The sequence below is a fragment of the Flavobacterium sp. genome (genome assembly GCF_043780635.1).
In the GTDB taxonomy this organism is placed as follows: domain Bacteria; phylum Bacteroidota; class Bacteroidia; order Flavobacteriales; family Flavobacteriaceae; genus Flavobacterium.
Map to the genome: position 1 here is coordinate 1 of NZ_JAYWCK010000048.1, position 21,323 is coordinate 21,323.

The 21,323-nt window shown below is 34.6% G+C and carries 20 protein-coding genes and 1 tRNA gene; 10 read left to right on the forward strand and 11 right to left on the reverse strand.

The features are described from left to right. Positions 1-80: 80 nt before the first annotated feature. Positions 81-155 (reverse strand) — tRNA-Val (locus tag ACH2BV_RS04845). A 303-nt stretch (positions 156-458) separates the two neighbouring features. Between ACH2BV_RS04845 and ACH2BV_RS04850 the strand changes: the two genes are divergently transcribed. Continuing rightward, positions 459-2,249: an ABC transporter ATP-binding protein gene (locus ACH2BV_RS04850; protein ID WP_395049595.1), complete on the forward strand. Its 1,791-nt coding sequence runs from the start codon at positions 459-461 to the stop codon at positions 2,247-2,249. Positions 2,250-2,316: 67 nt separating this feature from the next. Here ACH2BV_RS04850 and ACH2BV_RS04855 read toward each other — a convergent pair whose 3' ends face one another. Further along, complete coding sequence (locus ACH2BV_RS04855) at positions 2,317-3,483, reverse strand: proline dehydrogenase family protein (protein ID WP_395049596.1); 1,167 nt, start codon at positions 3,481-3,483, stop codon at positions 2,317-2,319. 92 nt (positions 3,484-3,575) lie between these two features. On the opposite strand from ACH2BV_RS04855, the gene aroB reads away from it, so the two are divergent. The 5 genes from aroB (at position 3,576) to ACH2BV_RS04880 (ending at position 7,817) form a co-directional block, all read left to right on the forward strand. After that, positions 3,576-4,643: a 3-dehydroquinate synthase gene (gene aroB, locus ACH2BV_RS04860; protein WP_395049597.1), complete on the forward strand. Its 1,068-nt coding sequence runs from the start codon at positions 3,576-3,578 to the stop codon at positions 4,641-4,643. 57 nt (positions 4,644-4,700) lie between these two features. Continuing rightward, a complete protein-coding gene (locus ACH2BV_RS04865) occupies positions 4,701-4,880 on the forward strand; it encodes a hypothetical protein (protein WP_395049598.1) in 180 nt (59 codons plus the stop codon). Positions 4,881-4,931: 51 nt separating this feature from the next. Then, positions 4,932-6,332: an arginine decarboxylase gene (locus tag ACH2BV_RS04870; RefSeq protein WP_395049599.1), complete on the forward strand. Its 1,401-nt coding sequence runs from the start codon at positions 4,932-4,934 to the stop codon at positions 6,330-6,332. 81 nt (positions 6,333-6,413) lie between these two features. Continuing rightward, positions 6,414-7,385, forward strand: a complete 972-nt coding sequence (locus tag ACH2BV_RS04875; protein WP_395049600.1) for a deoxyhypusine synthase family protein — start codon at positions 6,414-6,416, stop codon at positions 7,383-7,385. Between the two features lie 9 nt (positions 7,386-7,394). After that, positions 7,395-7,817: a DNA primase gene (locus ACH2BV_RS04880; protein WP_395049601.1), complete on the forward strand. Its 423-nt coding sequence runs from the start codon at positions 7,395-7,397 to the stop codon at positions 7,815-7,817. Between the two features lie 81 nt (positions 7,818-7,898). Here ACH2BV_RS04880 and ettA read toward each other — a convergent pair whose 3' ends face one another. From ettA to holA, 3 genes are read right to left on the reverse strand one after another with little or no spacing between them, the layout of a single operon-like run. Then, positions 7,899-9,593: an energy-dependent translational throttle protein EttA gene (gene ettA, locus ACH2BV_RS04885; protein ID WP_395049602.1), complete on the reverse strand. Its 1,695-nt coding sequence runs from the start codon at positions 9,591-9,593 to the stop codon at positions 7,899-7,901. Positions 9,594-9,620: 27 nt separating this feature from the next. Continuing rightward, positions 9,621-9,803, reverse strand: coding sequence for a CAL67264 family membrane protein (locus ACH2BV_RS04890; RefSeq protein WP_395049603.1), 183 nt, complete (start codon positions 9,801-9,803; stop codon positions 9,621-9,623). 50 nt (positions 9,804-9,853) lie between these two features. Continuing rightward, on the reverse strand, positions 9,854-10,858 hold the full coding sequence (holA, locus tag ACH2BV_RS04895) for a DNA polymerase III subunit delta (RefSeq protein WP_395049604.1): 1,005 nt from the start codon (positions 10,856-10,858) through the stop codon (positions 9,854-9,856). A gap of 48 nt (positions 10,859-10,906) precedes the next feature. On the opposite strand from holA, the gene ACH2BV_RS04900 reads away from it, so the two are divergent. The 3 genes from ACH2BV_RS04900 to ACH2BV_RS04910 are packed head-to-tail and all read left to right on the forward strand — an operon-like array spanning position 10,907 to position 13,246. After that, on the forward strand, positions 10,907-11,362 hold the full coding sequence (locus tag ACH2BV_RS04900; RefSeq protein WP_395049605.1) for a type I restriction enzyme HsdR N-terminal domain-containing protein: 456 nt from the start codon (positions 10,907-10,909) through the stop codon (positions 11,360-11,362). Further along, positions 11,363-12,367, forward strand: a complete 1,005-nt coding sequence (locus ACH2BV_RS04905; protein ID WP_395049606.1) for a glycosyltransferase family 2 protein — start codon at positions 11,363-11,365, stop codon at positions 12,365-12,367. Positions 12,368-12,412: 45 nt separating this feature from the next. After that, positions 12,413-13,246 carry a flagellar motor protein MotB gene (locus ACH2BV_RS04910; RefSeq protein WP_395049607.1) on the forward strand — a complete coding sequence of 278 codons (834 nt, stop codon included), beginning with the start codon at positions 12,413-12,415 and terminating at the stop codon, positions 13,244-13,246. 107 nt (positions 13,247-13,353) lie between these two features. On the opposite strand, the gene ACH2BV_RS04915 is transcribed toward ACH2BV_RS04910, so the two are convergent. From ACH2BV_RS04915 to ACH2BV_RS04925, 3 genes are all read right to left on the reverse strand, one after another. Beyond that, the gene (locus tag ACH2BV_RS04915; protein ID WP_395049608.1) at positions 13,354-13,974 is read right to left on the reverse strand and encodes an L-threonylcarbamoyladenylate synthase; all 621 of its coding nucleotides are present in this window, start codon (positions 13,972-13,974) and stop codon (positions 13,354-13,356) included. A gap of 80 nt (positions 13,975-14,054) precedes the next feature. Next, positions 14,055-16,379, reverse strand: coding sequence for an ATP-dependent helicase (locus ACH2BV_RS04920; RefSeq protein WP_395049609.1), 2,325 nt, complete (start codon positions 16,377-16,379; stop codon positions 14,055-14,057). A 58-nt stretch (positions 16,380-16,437) separates the two neighbouring features. Next, entirely contained in the window at positions 16,438-17,205 is a 768-nt protein-coding gene (locus ACH2BV_RS04925) for a sulfite exporter TauE/SafE family protein (protein ID WP_395049610.1), read from the reverse strand. A 97-nt stretch (positions 17,206-17,302) separates the two neighbouring features. Between ACH2BV_RS04925 and ACH2BV_RS04930 the strand changes: the two genes are divergently transcribed. Beyond that, positions 17,303-17,824 (forward strand): hypothetical protein, encoded by a 522-nt coding sequence (locus tag ACH2BV_RS04930; protein WP_395049611.1) that lies wholly within the window; start codon positions 17,303-17,305, stop codon positions 17,822-17,824. Here ACH2BV_RS04930 and ACH2BV_RS04935 read toward each other — a convergent pair. From ACH2BV_RS04935 to ACH2BV_RS04945, 3 genes are all read right to left on the reverse strand, one after another. Then, on the reverse strand, positions 17,816-18,721 hold the full coding sequence (locus ACH2BV_RS04935; protein WP_395049612.1) for a patatin family protein: 906 nt from the start codon (positions 18,719-18,721) through the stop codon (positions 17,816-17,818). The two genes, ACH2BV_RS04930 and ACH2BV_RS04935, sit on opposite strands and share 9 nt — an antisense overlap. 4 nt (positions 18,722-18,725) lie before the next feature. Beyond that, positions 18,726-20,795: a M1 family metallopeptidase gene (locus tag ACH2BV_RS04940; RefSeq protein WP_395049613.1), complete on the reverse strand. Its 2,070-nt coding sequence runs from the start codon at positions 20,793-20,795 to the stop codon at positions 18,726-18,728. 3 nt (positions 20,796-20,798) lie between these two features. Then, positions 20,799-21,323 (reverse strand): DUF1697 domain-containing protein (locus tag ACH2BV_RS04945; RefSeq protein WP_395049614.1); only part of this gene is annotated, 525 nt, incomplete at its 5' end.

Below are 21,323 nucleotides of genomic sequence, written 5' to 3' on the forward strand. Positions count from 1 at the left end.
TTCGCTAAAAAGTATATAAACTATAAATTCCATAATGTAGAAAAATAAAAAAAACTTCATTATTTCTAATGAAGTTTTTGTGGGCGATGAGGGGTTCGATCCCCCGACCCCCTCGGTGTAAACGAGGTGCTCTGAACCAGCTGAGCTAATCGCCCCAATATTTTTTTTAATCTTCTAGTCCCGACCACTTCCGATGAAATCGGAATGCTCTGAACCAGCTGAGCTAATCGCCCCAATATTTTTTTTTAATCTTCTAGTCCCGACCACTTCCGATGAAATCGGAATGCTCTGAACCAGTTGAGCTAATCGTCCTTTGAAGGAGTGCAAATATATATCGTAGATATTGGATTCGCAAACAAAATGTAAAAAAAATATAATTTTAATTCTAATGAAATAAAAACTATTTTTTATCATTGAATCAGTATAGTACTATATTTGTAAAAAACAAAATATCCTAAATGGCACATTTCAAAAAAGAAAATGATTTACCAAAATCAAAAATTACGGCAAGTTCACTCAGTAAAGCAACTATCATATTTAAATATGCCAGTGGCCATCGCTGGAAATTTTACGTTGGACTGGTTTTCCTTTTGCTTACTGGCGCAACTGCTTTAGCCTTCCCAAAATTGATGGGGATGTTGGTTGACTGTGTCAAGGATAAAAGTTATTCCCAAGTCAACAACATCGCTTTATTATTGATTGGGATATTGTTTTTGCAATCCATTTTTTCTTTTTTCAGAGTATCCTTATTCGTCAATTTTACGGAACACACCCTCGCCAATCTTCGCCTTTCGTTATACAGTAATTTGGTAAAACTGCCGATGTCTTTCTTTTCACATAAACGAGTTGGAGAACTCAACAGCCGAATCAGTTCTGATATCACGCAAATTCAAGATACCTTAACCACTACTATTGCTGAATTTTTGCGTCAATTCATTTTAATCATTGGTGGTGTCATTTTATTGGCCACCGAAAGTATCAAGTTAACCTTATTAATGTTATCCGTAGTTCCACTTGTTGCCGTAGCAGCAGTAATTTTTGGAAGATTCATCCGGAAATACTCCAAAAAAGTACAAGATCAGGTTGCCGAAAGTCAGGTTATTGTAGAAGAAACGATGCAAGGAATCAGTATTGTAAAGGCTTTCGCCAATGAATGGTATGAAATTGCCCGCTATAAGGGAAAGATAAACGAAGTCGTAAAGTTGGCCATCAAAGGTGGTAAATACAGAGGCTATTTTGCTTCCTTCATCATTTTCTGTCTCTTCGGAGCCATTGTTGCCGTAGTATGGTTTGGTGTTCGATTGAGCATCAGCGGCGAAATGAGCGTGGGACAATTAATCTCCTTTGTTTTGTATTCGACTTTCGTTGGTGCCTCTTTTGGCGGAATCGCCGAGCTTTATGCCCAAATTCAAAAAGCCGTTGGAGCCACTGAACGCGTTTTTGAACTATTAGATGAAACTCCTGAAAAAATTAATTCTACCCAAAATTCGCATTCCGTTCAAAAGATACAAGGGAATGTCACTTTCAAAAATGTGGGATTCACCTACCCTTCCCGAAAAGAAATGAAGGTTTTAAAAGGCGTCAGTTTTACAGCTAACTTTGGTCAAAAAATAGCCATCGTGGGGCCAAGTGGCGTTGGGAAATCCACTATTGCTTCTTTATTGTTGCGCTTTTACGACATTGACAGTGGCGAAATATTGATAGATGGCAAAAACATTTACGATTATGATTTAGAAAATCTTCGTGGGAATATGAGTATTGTACCTCAAGACGTGATTCTTTTTGGCGGAACTATCAAGGAAAACATTGCTTATGGAAATCCAGACGCCACTGATGAAGAAATTATCCTGGCATCTAAGCAAGCCAATGCCCTGAGTTTTATTGAAAGTTTTCCTGAAAAATTTGAAACTGTCGTTGGTGAACGCGGTGTTAAACTTTCCGGAGGACAAAGACAACGTGTTGCCATCGCAAGAGCCTTGCTCAAAAACCCAAGTATTTTGATATTAGACGAAGCTACATCCTCATTGGACAGTGAAAGCGAAAAACTAGTTCAGGAAGCTTTAGAAATTTTGATGGAAGGAAGAACAAGCATTATTATTGCGCATCGACTTTCGACTATTCGCAGTGCGGACCAGATTTTGGTGCTGGATAAAGGTGTGATTTCGGAACAAGGAACGCATCAGGAGTTGATTGCTTTGGAAAATGGAATTTACAAAAACCTGAGTAATTTGCAGTTTAGTCATTCATAAAATTTTAATCCAATAAAAAACTCCATTCTGCTAAATACGGAATGGAGTTTTTTTATGAACTAATTTATTATATTTTCCCTTTTCTTCTATTTCGTTCTGCTTTTATCATTGACAATTCTCGGCTGGTTTGTCCTGCTACAGAAGTGTTTTCTTCGGCTCGACGAATTAAGTAGGGCATCACGTCTTTTACCGGGCCAAAAGGCAGGTATTTAGCAACATTATAACCATTTGCGGCTAAATTAAAACTGATATTGTCGCTCATTCCGTATAATTGACCAAACCAAATTTTGCTGTCATTCGATGCTATTCCTTTTTCTTCCATCAAATTCATCAAGAAATCAGTACTCGCTTCATTATGCGTCCCTTCAAAAACAGACATATTATTATCAACCATATATTTGACAGCGGCATCGTAATTTTCATCTGTAGCTTCTTTGGAAACGCAAATTGGTGTTGGATATCCTTTTTCTGTAGCACGCTCATTTTCTTTTTCCATGTAAGCGCCACGTACTAATTTCATTCCAATGTGGAAACCTTCTGCATTTGCTTTATCGTGTAGTTTTTTCAAGAAATCCAATCGATCCCAACGGTACATTTGCAAAGTATTGAAAACAATTGGTTTCAATTTATTGTATTTCTGCATCATTTTTTCAACTAAAGAATCAACTGCATCCTGCATCCAGCTTTCTTCGGCATCAATTAATAATGCAACATCGTTATCATACGAGGCCTTGCATACTTTATCAAAACGAGCCACTACTTTATTCCATTCGTCTTCTTCGGCTGGTGTTAATTTTTTTCTTAAACTAACTTGCTCATATAGATCTATACGACCAAAACCAGATGGTTTAAAAACAGCAAACGGGATTGCCTTTTTTTCTTTGGCAAAATCAATTAGCTTTAAGGTTTTCTCTAAGACAGTATCAAACTGTTCTTCTTCTTCCTTGCCCTCTACAGAATAATCCAAAACAGAGGAAACTCCTTTCGCAAACATTTTATCCACTACAGGAATACAATCGTCTTCGTTAACGCCACCACAAAAATGGTCGAAAACAGTAGCACGTATCAAACCTTCGACCGGTAAATTTGCCTTTATCGCAAAATTTGTCACCGCAGTTCCTATTCGAACCAAAGGCTGATTATCAATTAATTTGAAAAGAAAATAAGCTCTATCCAGTTCGGTATCGCTTTTTAATGAAAAGGCAATTTGTGTGTTATTGAATAAATTTTTCATTTTTTGTTATATTTTTGTACAAATATAAAGAGAGTTTTGAATATTATTCAGTAAAAATTACCTTATTTTGCGGTTTCAATCAATAAAATAAAATGCAAACTATTCAAGCCAATAATTATCCCATTTATTTTAACGAAAAGGGATATGAAGCCTTAAATTCGTTCTTAAACGAAAGCAAATATTCAAATCTATTTATTATTGTTGACAACAATACCAATGAGTTTTGTTTGTCAAGATTCCTGCCTTTTTTGGAAACCAATCTTACGATAGAAATTGTTGAATTTGAAGCGGGTGAACCTAATAAAAATATTGAGACTTGTGTCCAAATTTGGAATGTCCTGACCGAACTTGGTGCCGACAGAAAAAGTCTGGTTATCAATGTTGGCGGAGGTGTTGTTACTGATTTAGGTGGTTTTGTAGCTTCAACTTTTAAAAGAGGAATGGATTTTATTCATATTCCTACCACTTTGCTTTCTATGGTGGATGCTTCTGTAGGAGGAAAAACAGGAGTTGATTTAGGTAATTTAAAAAACCAGATTGGCGTTATCAATGTGCCTAAAATGGTGCTTATTGACACCCAATATCTAGAAACCCTTTCTAAAAACGAAATGCGTTCGGGACTTGCCGAAATGCTCAAACACGGATTAATTTATGACGCAGCCTATTGGGAAAAGTTTTTGGATTTGAAAGCCATTGATTTTGCTGATTTTGATGAATTAATCTATCGTTCCGTTGAAATCAAAAATGAAATTGTAACACAAGATCCAACTGAAAAAAATATCCGAAAAGCATTAAACTTTGGTCATACTTTAGGTCACGCCATCGAGAGCTATTTTTTGGAGAATAAAAATAAAACCTCATTATTGCACGGAGAGGCCATTGCCATTGGAATGATATTGGAAAGTTACATTTCATTGGAAAAAGGTTTAATCAACCTAGAAGAATACAATCAAATCAAAACTACCATTAAAGCGATTTATGACGATGTCCTTTTTGAGGATAACGACATAGCTCCAATATTGGAATTATTGATTCACGACAAAAAAAATGAATATGGAAATATCCAATTTGCATTGATTGACGGCATAGGGAAAATAAAGATCAATCAATCTGTTGAAAACGAATTAATTCTAAAGGCTTTTGAAGATTATAAATCTTAAGCTTTTTTTACAATAAAGGATTGCTTTACGTCTATAATATTTTTTACATTTGCAACAATGAAAAACAATCAAAACCAAAGAAATTATAGTTCCATCAAAAACGAAAACAATAGCTCTTTTCAAAGAATATTGAAACGTTTTTATGGTATTAAAGGAACTTTCAGTTTTGACATATTTCAATATTTAAAATCTGACCACAAGAAGCTTCAAATTGTTTATGCCAATATTCGGGTTTGAATTTTAGCTTAATTTATTTCAAAATACAATTAAACTAAAATACAAAACAAAATGAATACTAAATATTTCGACTTAATAAATCAAACTTACTATTTCCCACAAGAAGAATTTACTTTAAATAAAGACAATCTTGAGTTTCACAATATTGATTTGATGAAACTTGTAGAACAATACGGAACGCCTTTAAAATTTACTTATTTACCTCAAATTTCCAATAACATAAACAAAGCCAAAAACTGGTTTCGTAAGTCAATGGAAAAAAACAATTATGAGGCCAAATATTACTATTGCTATTGTACTAAAAGTTCTCATTTTGAGTATGTTATGAATGAAGCTTTCAAGAACAACATTCATATTGAAACCTCTTCGGCTTTTGACATTAATATCGTAGAAAATTTAATGGCTTCCGGCAAAATTAATAAAAGTACTTATGTGATTTGTAATGGATTCAAAAGAGACCAATACATTGAAAACATTGCCCGATTGATTAATAACGGACATAAAAATACGATTCCAATAATTGACAATTACGAAGAACTTGACATTTTGCAAGACAAAATCAAAAGGAAATTCAAAATCGGAATTCGTATTGCTGCAGAGGAAGAACCAAAATTTGAATTTTATACTTCTCGTCTTGGAATTGGATACAAAAACATTGTTCAGTTTTATAAAAAACAAATTCAGGAAAATAAAAAGCTGGAACTTAAAATGCTTCACTTTTTCATCAATACCGGCATCAATGACAATGCCTATTATTGGAACGAATTAGTAAAATGTATAAAAGTTTATGTAGCTTTGAAAAAGGAATGCCCAACACTTGATGGATTGAACATTGGTGGTGGATTTCCAATCAAAAATTCATTGGCGTTTGAATACGATTATCAATATATGATTGACGAAATTATCAATCAAATTAAGATTGCCTGTGATGAAGCCGAAGTAGATGTTCCCAATATTTTTACCGAATTTGGCTCCTACACTGTTGGCGAAAGCGGTGGCGCTATTTATCAAATTTTGTATCAAAAACAACAAAATGACAGAGAAAAATGGAATATGATTGATTCTTCTTTCATTACCACTTTACCCGATACTTGGGCGATAAACAGACGTTTCATTATGTTGGCCATCAATAGATGGAATGACACTTACGAAAGAGTTTTACTAGGCGGAATGACTTGTGATAGTGATGATTATTACAATTCCGAGCAAAATATGAATGCTATCTATTTACCAAAATACAATAAAGAGAAACCACTTTATATTGGGTTTTTTAATACCGGTGCCTATCAGGAAACTATAGGTGGTTACGGAGGTTTACATCACTGTTTGATTCCTCAACCCAAACATATATTGATTGATCGTGATGAAAACGGAATCCTGGCTACAGAAATTTTCTCAGAACAACAAACAGCTGAGGATGTTTTAAAAATATTAGGTTACGATAAAAAATAATTTAAAAGTTTTCATTGTAGTTTCAAAAAAAATATATTTTCTTTGAACTGTCAAATATTAGCTTTAAACAATAGAAAAAAAATGAGTAAAGGACCAATCAGTCAGTTTATTGAAAAGCATTATTTGCATTTTAATTCTGCTTCCTTAGTAGATGCAGCAAAGGCTTACGAGCAACAATTAGCCAACGGAGCAAAAATGATGGTGAGTATGGCTGGCGCAATGAGCACAGCCGAAATAGGGAAAATTTTCGCAGAAATAATTCGTCAGGATAAAGTACAAATTATTTCGTGTACAGGAGCCAATCTTGAGGAAGACATAATGAATCTGGTTGCACATTCACACTACGAAAGAGTACCACATTATCGAGATCTAACACCAGAAGACGAGTGGGCTTTACTAGAAAGAGGATTAAACCGTGTTACTGATACTTGTATTCCGGAACATGAAGCATTCCGTCGCTTGCAAAAACATATTTATAAAATATGGAAAGATGCTGATGATAAAGGGGAAAGATATTTCCCTCATGAGTTCATGTATAAAATGTTACTTTCGGGAGTTCTTGAAGAATATTACGAAATTGATTTAAAAGATAGCTGGATGTATGCTGCAGCAGAGAAAAATTTACCTATTATTGTACCCGGATGGGAAGACAGCACGATGGGGAATATTTTCGCATCATATGTCATAAAAGGTGATTTAAAAGCATCAACAATGAAATCCGGTATTGAATATATGGTTTATTTATCCGATTGGTATCCAAAAAACAGCGCTAAAGGTGTTGGATTTTTCCAAATCGGTGGCGGAATTGCAGGGGATTTTCCAATTTGCGTGGTACCAATGTTATATCAGGATATGGAAATGCACGACATTCCTTTTTGGAGTTATTTCTGTCAGATCTCTGATTCAACAACAAGTTATGGTTCTTATTCCGGAGCTGTTCCTAATGAAAAAATTACTTGGGGGAAATTAGATATAAAAACTCCAAAATTCATTATAGAGTCGGATGCTACTATAGTAGCTCCATTAATTTTCGCTTATTTATTAGACTTATAGATTGATTTTATGAAAAGAGTAATTGTTGATTACGCAAAACTTACCCACGAAATTTTGAACCTTTTGGTAGATAAATTTCCTGATGGCTATGACGACTCCAACATTATCCGTTTTAGAAATGCACAAAACGAGTTAATTGAGGCTGTGGAAGTTAAAACTGAAGACACCATTTTTTTGGTAAAAATCAGCACTAATCTTGCTGATAGAATAGAAAATTATGATGAAGACGATGAAATTGCCGCCGAAATTGAACCATTAGAAGAAGAAGAAGGTCTTGACCTTGACGAAGAGGATGATGATATTGATGACGGTGAAAGTCTAGATAAACCTGACTTTAAAGACGATGATGATTCTGACGATTCAGAAGATGAAGACGACGAAGATGACGAAAAAGATGTTGCAGACGAAGATGATGAAGACGAAGATGAATAATAATCTGATAAGATTAAAAAAAAGAGGATATCTAAATGGATATCCTCTTTTTATATATAATAAATTCAGAAAACTTGATTTCTAACCTCTAATTAATTTTCTGTATTTCAATCGTTTTGGAGTCAAATCACCACCCAAACGTTTCTTCTTATTTTCCTCATAATCAGAAAATCCGCCTTCGAAATAATATACTTCAGAGTTACCTTCAAATGCTAGAATGTGGGTACAAATTCTGTCCAGGAACCATCTGTCGTGCGAAATTACAACGGCGCAACCTGCAAAATTCTCCAAACCTTCTTCCAAAGCTCGAAGCGTATTGATGTCCAAATCATTCGTTGGCTCATCCAATAAAAGTACGTTTCCTTCCTCTTTCAAAGTCATTGCAAGGTGCAAACGGTTTCGCTCTCCACCCGAAAGCATTGATACTTTCTTGTTCTGATCGCTTCCGCCAAAATTAAATCGGCTTAAATAAGCACGAGAATTCACCTGTCGTCCACCCATCATAATTAATTCCTGACCATCGGCAAAATTTTCCCAAATAGATTTGTTCACATCAATATTCGAATGTGCCTGATCTACATAAGCAATTTTCACGGTGTCTCCAATTAGAAATTCTCCCGCATCTGGTTTTTCTTCACCCATTATCATTTTGAAAATAGTCGATTTACCAGCACCATTTGGCCCAATAATTCCTACAATTCCAGCTTGTGGCAAAGTAAAATTCAAATTATCATACAATAATTTATCTCCAAAAGCTTTTGCTACATTTTTGGCTTCAATTACATTGGTTCCTAATCTTGGACCGTTTGGAATATAAATTTCTAATTTTTCATCCAATTGTTTTTGGTCTTCATTCAAGAGTTTATCATAGTTCTGCAAACGGGCTTTTTGTTTCGTTTGACGGCCTTTAGACCCTTGACGAACCCAATCCAACTCGCGTTCCAAAGTCTTTCTGCGTTTTGAAGCTACTTTTTCTTCCAAAGCCATTCGCCCTGATTTTTGTTCCAACCAAGAAGAATAATTCCCTTTCCAAGGAATTCCTTCTCCTCTATCGAGTTCTAAAATCCAACCGGCAACATTATCCAAGAAATACCTGTCGTGCGTTACGGCTATCACGGTTCCCGCATATTGCGCCAAATGTTGTTCTAACCATAGTACACTTTCTGCATCCAAGTGATTCGTAGGCTCATCCAAAAGCAAAACATCAGGTTGTTGCAACAACAAACGACATAAAGCCACACGACGACGTTCTCCACCTGATAAATTCTTGATTGGAGTATCACCTTCTGGAGTACGCAAAGCATCCATAGCAATTTCTAACTTAGTATCGATTTCCCAAGCGCCAAGGGCATCAATTTTATCCTGCAAAGCAGCCTGACGATCCATTAACTTGTCCATTTTATCAGCATCTTCATAGTTTTCCGGAAGACCAAATAAATCGTTTATATCATTATATTCTTTTAGAACTGCCATTGTTTCAGCAACTCCTTCTTGTACAATTTCGAGAACTGTTTTTGTTTCGTCCAATTGTGGGTCTTGCTCCAAATACCCAACGGTATATCCGGGTTGAAAAACCACATCTCCTTGGTAATTTTTATCAACTCCTGCAATAATCTTTAGAAGAGAAGATTTTCCGGAACCATTAAGTCCCAAAATACCAATTTTAGCTCCGTAAAAGAAACTCAAATAGATGTTTTTCAGCACTGGTTTATCTGCTCCAGTATAGGTTTTACTCAATTTTTGCATTGAGAAAATTACTTTTTTATCGTCAGCCATTTTTTATATTAAAATTTTAAATAATTATTATAGTCTTCCTTTAAGTGAACTAAACACCCAAGCATTTGCCAAAAAACCAACTCCAACTGCTGCAAATCCCCAACCTGAGACATCTCTATATCTAAAAGCGCCTAAACATATAAGTAATATTCCCATTGCTAACATAAGTAAAGTTGCCCATCCTAAAATGCTATTTTTATTTGTTCCCATAATTATTGTGTATTATATTTAAGAATTGCAAATATCGTAAATTTTCACTGCTAATTAAATATTTTATATAGCATTTCTCTCAATAAATCCGATTGTGGCAAAGCATTAGCGCCAACTCCTTTGCTTTTTACATCAACATCACGCAAAGAAGAAACAATCTGACTTACCTTTTTCATTGGATAATTTCTGAGCGCCAAATCATAATCCTTTAAGAAAAAAGGATTGACTGCTAAAACCGATGCCACATTTTTCGGGTTTCGATCTTTTAAACCATGGTATTTTAATAGTTTGATGAAAAAACCAAAAACCGTGCTTGTAGTGACTACCAAAGGGTTTGCTTTTTGATTATCTGAGAAATACTGTACAATTTGAAAGGCTTTCAATTGGTTTTTAGAGCCCAAAGCATTTAACAATTCAAAATTATTAAAGTCTTTGCTGAAGCCAATGTTTTCCTCAATATGTTTGGGTGTAATGATGCTTCCTTTTGGCAAAATGATTTGCAATTTTTCGAGTTCATTATTGATTTTACTCAAATCAGTTCCCAAAAATTCTACCAACATTGCATTAGCTTTAGGTTCAATCGAATAATTTTTACCTGATAAAACTCGCTTAATCCATTCGCCAATTTGGTTTTCGTATAACTTTTTACTTTCAAAAAGGACTCCCAATTTTGCAATTAATTTAGGTAATTTTTTGCGCTTGTCCAAAGTTTTATATTTATAACAAAAAACCAAAACCGTAGATAACAATGGGTTTTCTATATAATTCTCTAGTTGGTCAATAGTTCGCGACAAATCCTGAGCTTCTTTTACAATCACGACTTGGCGCTCAGCCATCATCGGATAGCGTTTAGCAGTCGAAATAATATCTTCTATAGAAACATCTCGTCCATACAAAACCGTTTGATTAAAGCCTTTTTCATCCTCAGATAATACGTTTTGCTCAATATAATCGGATAGTTTGTCAATATAATAAGGTTCTTCTCCCATCAAAAAATAGATAGGTTTAATGTTACCGGCTTTTATGTCTTTGACTATTTTTAAAACTTCATCCATTTTATATATTCTCTTTTATCTATTCTCTAAAAGTCTTACTTTTGCTTTATGCAGCAACTAAATTTTCCGGTTTATAACTTCCGCTTCAAAAATAGCGAAAATAAAGTGTCTATTTTCGATGAAATCAGGAAAAAATTTATCATTCTCACACCCGAAGAATGGGTTCGTCAGCACGTGGTTCGGTTTTTATTGGAAGAAAAAAAATACCCCAAATCATTGATAAATGTCGAAAAATTACTCAATGTCAATGGGTTGCGAAAAAGATATGATGTTGTTGTTTTCAATCCTGATGGTTCCATCTTTGTTTTAATCGAATGCAAAGCTCCCGAAATTAAAACAGCTCAAGCTACTTTTGACCAAATCGCCCGCTACAATATGACTTTGAAAGCGGAATATATGATGGTAACCAACGGGCATAATCATTACTTTTGCCAAATGGATTTTGAAAACGAAAAATATGAGTTTTTGAATGAATTACCAGATTACAAAACAAAAAATATCTAAATGAAAATAGCCGTTGTCATACTCAATTGGAATGGTGAAAAATTGTTAGAACAGTTTTTACCTTCAATTGTCCAATATTCCCAAGAAGCTACTGTTTATGTTGCTGATAATGCTTCGACTGACGATTCTATTTCTTATGTCAAAGCTTTTTTTCCAACGGTTCAAATAATCAAGAACGAAAGTAATCTTGGCTTTGCCGAAGGATATAACGAAGCTTTAAAAAGTGTTGATTCCGAGATATTTGCTTTAGTCAATTCAGATATTGAAGTTACTGAAAATTGGTTAAAACCCATCATCGAAACTTTCGAAAACGAACCAAAAACTGCCATTATCCAACCCAAAATTTTAGATTTCAAAAATAAAAAATACTTTGAATACGCTGGTGCTGCCGGTGGTTTTATGGATAAGTACGGTTATATGTTTTGCCGTGGACGTATTTTTGAAACTTTGGAAAAAGACAACAGACAATATGATAACAATTGCGAGATCTTTTGGGCTTCTGGTGCCTGTTTTTTTATTCGAAGTTCAGTTTATAAGGACCTGAAAGGTTTCGACGGTGATTTTTTTGCGCATCAGGAAGAAATTGATTTGTGTTGGCGCGCATTCAACAAAGGTCATACAATAAAATACAATTCGAAATCGGTGGTATATCACGTTGGCGGAGCTACTTTGCAACAAGGAAACCCGAAGAAAACCTTTTTGAATTTTAGAAATTCACTGTTGATGCTGGTAAAAAACCTACCAAAAAATCAATTGTTTCCTGTGATTTCCATTCGTCTTGTTTTGGACGGAATTGCCGGAATACAATACCTCTTGCAAGGAAAGTTCAAGCATTTATTAGCAATATTAAAAGCACATTATGCATTTTATAGCCTTTTTTCAACGCATTACAAGAAGAGAGACCAATTTCAATCCAATAAATACTATAAAACTAAAAGTATCGTTTATCTTTACTTTATTAAGAAAATTAAAGTATTTAGTAATATATTTGTTACTACTAAATAGTAAAACTAACTTTGTAATTCACGTTTAATTAAAATTTTAACTTCTATGAAAAAAATTGTAATTGCCCTATCATTCTTTATGCTTTTAACCTCTTGTGTTTCTAAGAAACAATATGCGGCATTAGAAGCTAAAAACAAGGAAACTCAAGATTTATTGAACACTTGTACTGTAAAATTGAATTCTTGTTTGGAAGAAAAAGCAGGTCTTACTGCAACCGTTAATGGTTTAAAAGATCAAAACCAACATTTAATTTCTCAGTCAAAAGACATGACTGTTTTGACTACCAAAGGAGCTGAAAACATAGAAAAAGCTTTAGAGTCTATTAAAGAAAAAGATTTGAAAATCAGCAGAATGCAAGACGCTTTAACTAAAAAAGACAGTGTTACTTTAGCTGTTGTAACAAGTTTAAAAGCTTCGGTTGGAATTTCTGACCCGGACATCGAAATTAATGTTGAAAAAGGAGTGGTTTTTATCCAAATCGCAGATAAATTATTATTTAAAAGTGGTAGTTATGATGTAACCGACAAAGCAAAATCAGTTCTGGCTAAAGTGGCTAAAGTTGTGAATGACAAACCAGATTTTGAATGTATGGTTGAAGGCAATACTGATAACGTTCCTTACAATGGAAGCGGAATATTGCTTGACAACTGGGATTTAAGTGTAAAACGTTCTACTTCTATCATTCGCGTTTTAGCTGGTGATTTGGGAGTTAATCCAGCACAACTTATCGCTGCAGGAAGAAGTTCTTATACACCTCTAGTTGCCAATGACACTCCGGAAAACAGAGCAAAAAACAGAAGAACTCGTATCGTTGTGTTACCAAAAATCGACCAATTCTATGAAATGGTGGAGAAAGAAATGAAAAAACAACAAAATTAAGCAGGTAGCAGATTTAAGATAGCAGTTTGCAGAAACAAAAAAAACGTCTCGAGAAATCGGGACGTTTTTAGTTTAAATATTGAAATCTGAAACCAGCAATCTGAACATTAAAGAATCTCCAAACTCCCCTTACCTTCTCTAACTACAATTGGTTCATCACCTGATAAATCAATAATAGTAGAAGCTTGATTGTCACCGTAACCACCATCAATAACCATATCAACAAGGTGTTGCCATTTTTCGAAAATTAGTTCCGGGTCTGTGGTGTATTCTATCACTTCATCTTCATCATAAATGGAAGTGGAAACTATTGGATTGCCCAATTGACGAACGATTTCCAAGGCAATTGAATTATCCGGAATACGAATCCCGACGGTCGTTTTCTTTTTGAATTCTTTAGGTAAATTATTGTTTCCTGGCAAAATGAAAGTATAAGGTCCAGGCATAGCTCTTTTTAATATCTTGAAAGTAGCCGTGTCTATTTGCCTTACATAATCAGAAAGATTGCTTAAATCGTAACAAATAAAGGAAAAATTGGCTTTTTCCAGCTTCACTCCTTTTATTCTGGCGATACGCTCCAAAGCTTTGGTATTAGTGATGTCACAACCCAAACCATAAACGGTATCAGTTGGATAAATTACCAAACCGCCATTTTTCAATACCTTGACGACTTTAGCAACAGCATCTTCGCTGGGTTTATCTTCGTATATTTTTATGAATTGTGCCATTTTTTAGTTTAAAGTTTAAATTGTTTAAAGCTTAAAGTTCTTCTAATGTACAACTTTAAACAATAAACTGAAACATTTTCTTACCCAATCACATCCAATTTCGCAAAACGCAACAACAATTTTTTAATGCCACCCACTTCAAATTTAATTTCCGCTTTTTTGTCTGCTCCGGAACCTTCAAGATTTAACACTTCACCTTTACCAAAACGCTCGTGCACAACGATATTTCCGGCTACCAGTTTATTGTCAAATAAATTAACTCCTCCTGAAGATGGATTATTGGAAACTGGTTTTAGTTTTCTGACTAAAGATGTTGGTTCTTCACCCTGTTTTTTTGGTGGAGTTCCATTGGCTGGTTTTGCCAAACGTAACTTGGATTTATCAATATCACCAAAAATATCACTATCAATCATTGGTTTATAACGATAATTATTTTCTTCGACAGTGAGATATTCTAGATATTGTCCATCGATTTCCTCAATAAAACGCGAAGGTTCACTATCAGTCAGTTTTCCCCAGCGGTAACGTGATTGTGCATAAGTTAAATACGCCTGATGTTCTGCTCTGGTTAATGCCACATAAAACAAACGACGTTCTTCCTCCAATTCGCTTCGGGTACTCATACTCATCGCACTTGGGAACAAATCCTCTTCCATTCCCACGACAAAAACATAAGGGAATTCCAATCCTTTAGCCAAATGGATAGTCATCAAAGCCACACGATCTTCTTCGCTAGTGTCTTTGTCCAAATCAGTTGCCAAAGCCACATCTTCCATAAACTCGGATAAAGCACCGCGAGCGCCATCAATTTCTTTTTGACCTTCGGTAAAATCTTTTATACCATTTAATAATTCCTCAATATTTTGAATTTTTGCCATTCCTTCCGGAGTAGCATCTTTCTTTAATTCTTGAACCAATCCCGTTTTTTTGGCAACGTGATCCGTGATATAAAAGGCGTCTTGATTTTCGTTTATGATTTGGAAACTCTGAATCATCGTCACAAAACCCTGCAGTTTTTGCTTGGTTCCCGAGTTGAGTTTCAAGTCGATTTTATCAATATTTTGCATCACTTCAAAAATGGAACGCTTGTAATGACTCGCCGCAACAGTCAGTTTTTCAACCGTTGTATCCCCAATTCCGCGATGTGGATAATTAATGACTCGAACCAAAGCTTCTTCATCTTTTGGGTTAATAACCAATCGCAAATAGCACAAAACATCCTTGATTTCTTTTCTTTGATAAAAAGATAAACCTCCATAAATTCGATACGGAATATCGCGTTTTCGAAGTGCATCTTCCATTGCACGGGATTGTGCATTGGTACGATATAAAATGGCAAATTGACCATTTTTCATTTGGTGCTGCATCTTTTGTTCGAAAATCGTGCTGGCCACAAAACGCCCTTCTTCGGCATCGGTCATACTGCGATGCACTTTTATTTTAGCACCATCTGTATTGGCCGTCCAAACAATTTTGTCGAGTTTGGTCTTATTTTTGTCGATAATCGAATTCGCGGCTTCCACAATGTTTTTTGTTGAACGGTAATTTTGTTCCAATCGAAAGGTTTTCACGCCTTCATAATCTTTCTGAAAATTCAGGATGTTGTTGATATTTGCACCACGAAACGCATAAATACTTTGCGCATCATCCCCAACAACGCATATATTTTGGAATCTATCAGACAAAGCACGAACAATTAGGTACTGTGAATGATTCGTATCTTGGTACTCATCAACCAAAATATATCGGAAACGATTCTGATATTTCGCTAAAACTTCCGGAAAACGAGTCAGCAATTCATTGGTTTTCAATAATAAATCATCAAAATCCATAGCGCCAGCTTTGAAACATCGGTCTACATAATTTTGATAAATTTCACCTAAACGAGGTTTTTTGCTCATCGCATCGGCTTCCTGCAATTCAGGATTATTGAAATACGCTTTTACGGTTATCAGACTATTTTTATAAGAGGAGATTCGGCTTAAAACTTGTTTCGGTTTGTAAACATCTCTGTCCAACTGCATTTCCTTAATCACAGCCGAAATCAACCGAACAGAATCTTGAGTATCGTAAATCGTAAAATTCGAAGGATAACCTAATTTATCCGCTTCAGAACGCAGAATTCTTGCGAAAACCGAGTGAAAAGTTCCCATCCAAAGATTTTTAGCTTCATTGGAACCCACAATATCGGAGATACGCTTTTTCATTTCGCGCGCAGCTTTATTGGTAAAAGTCAATGCCAAAATACTGAAAGCATCCACTCCTAAACTCATCAAATAAGCAATTCGAATAGTTAATACGCGTGTTTTTCCGGAACCTGCACCCGCAATAATAATCATTGGCCCGTCTTTTTGGAGTACGGGTTCACGTTGGGCTTCGTTAAGTTGGTCAATATATTTACGCATAAAAATTTTCTGTTGAATGCAAAATTAAGGATTTAAGAATTAAAAAGAGAGTGGTTTTCTATTTATAAAATACGTCATAAGCAAACCTAATCAAGGTACCAATAACAACAACCAAAAAGAATATCCTAATGAATTTATTTCCCTTATTGATGGCTAATTTTGCACCAAGCCAACCACCAAATGCATTACAACAAGCCATTGGAATTGCAATAGCCCATATGATTTTTCCTTTCAACATAAACAAACAAATCGAGCCAAAATTAGTTGCAAGATTGACCATTTTGGCATTAGCGGACGCGTGCAAAAAATCAAATCCCATCAAAGCAATAAAAGCCAAAACCAGAAAACTTCCTGTGCCAGGGCCAATAAATCCGTCATAAAAACCAACAACAAAACTAATGAGAACAGCATATAAAATTTGGGTTCTGGCAGAATGGGATTTCACGATATGTTGACCAAAATTTTTCTGGGCATATGTATAAATTACCAAAAGCGAAAGAACAACCAGCAACAACGGTTTCATAAAATCATTGCTCACATAAGTCAACAAAGTAGAGCCCAAAAATGCGGAAGGAAACGCAAGAACCATCATAATGGCCAGTAACCTCCAGTTCATATCTACTTTTTTAAGGTATTGATAAGCGGCAAATGAAGTTCCGCTAAAAGCAGGTACTTTCAATGATCCTATAACTGTGGAAACCGGAAGATTAGGCAACATAATCAATCCAACCGGAGTTTGAATTAATCCGCCGCCGCCCACGATAGCATCAATAAATCCGGCAGCAAAAGCAGCAAGGCAAAGTATAATTATTATGTAGGATTCCATTTTTAATAAAATTTTACCAAATGTAATCTATAAGTTTATTTGTTTATTCGTTAATTTGTCTTTGCTTAATAAATTTTAAATAAAATCTTAAATCTCAATGGATTCAACACGAATAATAGAATTAATAAGTTATACTGTTCCAACAATTATTATGGCTTTTGTAGCCTATAGTTTCTTTGAATTATACACAAAAAATGAGAATGCAAAGAGAATGTATTTGTTGCAGAAAGATACCAAACCAGATACTCTAGTCTTGCGTTTACAGGCCTACGAACGTATGACCTTATTTTTGGAACGCATCAATCCAAGTCAACTATTGGTGAGAATCACGCCAATTTCAGATGATAAAAAGGATTATCAAAACTATGTGATTGCACAAATTGAGCAAGAATACGAACACAATTTAGCCCAACAAATTTATGTTTCCGAAGAATGTTGGTCAACAATCACCACTGCCAAAAATGCTACGATACAAATGATTCTTTTGTCCACTAAAAATGAAAAAATAGTTGATGCCAATCAATTGCGTGAAATGATATTAAGGGATTTATTGGAAAAACCATCTCCAAGTAGCGCTGCATTAGCTTTCATCAAGAATGAAGTGAATCAATTATGGTAATTTATTATCGCTCATAATTTCACTCTTGTTTTGCGCATACTCATAACCTTGTTTCCACCATTTTTTCATTTTCTTTTTATTGAAAATGAGTGCATTATTAGTCAATTTAGTTGGAGTATAATATAAGTTCAGATTGACCTTATTGTTGTTGGCGATTAGTTTGCCAATGGCTATATTGTGTTTTTCGACTTGGTCTAATGTTATTCGGAATAAATCAATCAACAACGAAAACGGATTTCTTCCAATAGTTGTTTTGGAAATTGAAGTCTCGGTTTCCAAAATAATAACATCAATTTCTGTAGCACCACGATTAATCGCTTCTTGAATAGGAACCAAACTTGAAAACCCGCCATCGCCATATTCGCAACCGTTTTTTGAAACTATACTCATAAAGGGAACGTAATTTCCTGAAATCCAGGTCCATTCGCAAAATTCAGCATAAGTACAGTCCTTAATCGATTTATATTCTGCTTCATTTTTTGAAATATTGGTAACAGTGACAACTACATCTATGTTTGAGGTTTTTAACTCATTAAATTCAGAAATATGAAAATTTGATTTAATCAATTTTAATAGATTTTTACTTTCTCCAAAAGTTCTTTTTCCTCTTAAAAACTGCCAGATTACACTGAAATGGTTAATTGTTACAATATCAATTCCGTCCTTATTCTTAATTATAAATGGATTAATGTCGAATATTTTATCCATATCAACATTGGTATAAATGCTATGAATTTCAGCAATATGCCCTAAAGCCAAGTGTGGAATCAACAAACTTCCGGTTGATGTTCCAAGAAATAAATCATATTTATATTCTTTGTTTTCCAACAAATATTGAGCTACACCGCCAGCAAATGCGCCTTTACTTCCTCCTCCCGAAATTACTAATGCTCTCATAGAATTACTGGTTCTCATTCAACAATCGGTTCAATTGAAATTGTTCGTTTTCTTCCAAATCCGGCAAAATCCTTTTGAATGAAACTCGCATTTCCTGATTTTTTATCAAAGTTCGGATATTTTCTCTTCCAAATTTAGAAAATTGCCACATAGGAGAAGTTGTCGCGTCAACCAAATTTTTTAAAACCGTATCAGTAATTCTATGAAAAGCAATCAATTTCTCCAAAGCGTTTTGGCGTGTTATGGCTTCAAAATTAGGTGAAGAGTATTCAATCAATTCATTGATTAAGATTTCTTTGTTTGCTGAATATTCAGCGGTGGATAAAGTCAGCGACAACCACAAAGTTCTCAAATTAAAATCATTAAAACCAATCCAATTCTTTGATTTATCCAAATATTGAAAGCGATGTTCAGGGAAATTATTCCAAAGATTATACAAAGCTATTTCCTGCGTTTGATATGATTGATCGTCTAATAAACCTTCGTATTGAATTCTAAATTTCTCAGGAATTGTTGTCAAAATAGAAGCAACAGCTTGTCGAACTTGCAGATTATTGGTTTCCAAAGCTAGAATTAATAATTCTTTTTTATCATCAAATTTTTCATTTATTAATTGGTAAACGACGGCTTCTTTCGCGGAAAAATAAACATCCGATTGCAATGTTTTTACAAAGAATTCCTCTTTCTCTGGCAAAGGTATATTTCGTAATTTATCTATTTCGAAAAACACTCGAATAGATTTATTTTTATAAAGTAAATCATTGGCAATTTGACTGTTAAAACTTGAAGATTCAAGCCATACTTTACTAAAATTATCCAAATCATAATTAGAAACCTTCTTGATTTTATCGAAGAAATCCTGAGTATTTACACTTTGAAATGAATGCTTTTTCAAATAACTTCGCACTGCTTTTTTAAAAGATTTTTCACCAATTCCTTCCCGTAAAACGTGCAATGCCCAAGCTCCTTTTTGATAGAAACTCAATGAACTCGCTTTCTCATTTAAGACAAGAATTGAATCTGTTTTAGAAGCTTGTTTGAGTTGTTGCGCATATTCATATAATTTGGAATAAAAATAATCTTCACCATAAATTTCTTTCTCTGCCAACAAGGCATAATACGTTGCAAACCCTTCCTGAAGCCAATGGTGTTTGCTGCTTTCGGCGGTAACCAAATCGCCAAACCATTGATGCGCCAATTCGTGTGCATTGACATTGGTGTAATTTCGATCTTCAAAACCTGTTGAATCCACGACATACCGACTTGAAAATAGTGTTGCAGATGTATTTTCCATTCCGGCATACAAGAAATCCCGAGCAGGAATTTGTTTGTATATTTTCCAAGAATACTTCACTCCTATTTCTTTTTCCAGAAAGTCAAAAATTTGTTTGGAATAGCGATAAGTGGGTTCAAATTTATCCAAAGTATTTGGCTCATAGAACATTTCTAAAGGAATTCCAGATTTTGAAACCTCAATTTTCTTATCAAATTTCCCGATGGCAAGCATTAATAAATAGGAACTCATTGGTTTTTGCATTCTGTATTCCCAATAATTAGTGCTGTTGTTTCTGTATTTTTCTGCCAAAATCCCGTTCGAAATTACCTGATAATTGGCATCAAAAGTAACGCCTAACCTAAAAGTAACTTTTTCGTTCACATCGTCAAAACTTGGGAACCAATTACTGGTATATTTCCCTTGACCTTGTGTCCAAATCTGCAAATTATTTGTCGATTCGGAACCAATGAAATACATCGTCTTTTTTGGTTTTGCAGTATATTCAAAACTAAGAATATTTTTCCCTTTTTGGAACGGAAAAATCAATTGCAATTGTTTGCCAGTGTTGATAAAATTAACAACCTTATCATTAATTTTTACATCCAAAAATGTCATATTCTGAGCATCAATTTTGATGGTATCAATGGGTTTTAAAACATCAAAAAAGTAATTTACGGCACCGGAAACCAATTGCTCTTTGGCATTAATGGTGATTTGCCCCAAAACCGATTTAAAATCAACAGATTTCGTCTGCTGGGCAAATGTGATGGTAGAAATTAAGAGGAAAAGGTATTTCATTCTTTATCTTTCTTCAAACAGTTGAAATAATTGCGTCACCGTATTCCAATTCCTTATGGTTGCTGTTACGTTCAGTTTCTTTTCAATATATTTCTGATCAAATCTGGTTTTTCCAGCGCCAACGGCATATTTAATATAAATTCGATTACTATCAATACTCGCCTCATCAGGTTTAAATTGACTAATTTTCAAATCGTTGATGCTGTCGCTGCGCAATGTCGTTGAAACAAAAGCCACATATAATTTTTTTATATCCAATGTCGCCTCTTTCAAAAAAGGGTTGTTCTTTAAACAGGCTTCTAAATCTGCTTTACCAATAACAACTACAGGAACTTCGTGACCAAATGCCTTGAAGATTTCCTGTTTGATTTTGAAACCAACAGCAGCAGAATTTTCTTCCTCCGTATCCAAAAAAATATTTCCTGATTGTATATAGGTTTTCACATTTTCAAAACCAATTGCTTCTAGGGTCGTTTTCAAAGCTTCCATTTTTATCATATTATGTCCGGAAACATTAATACCACGAAG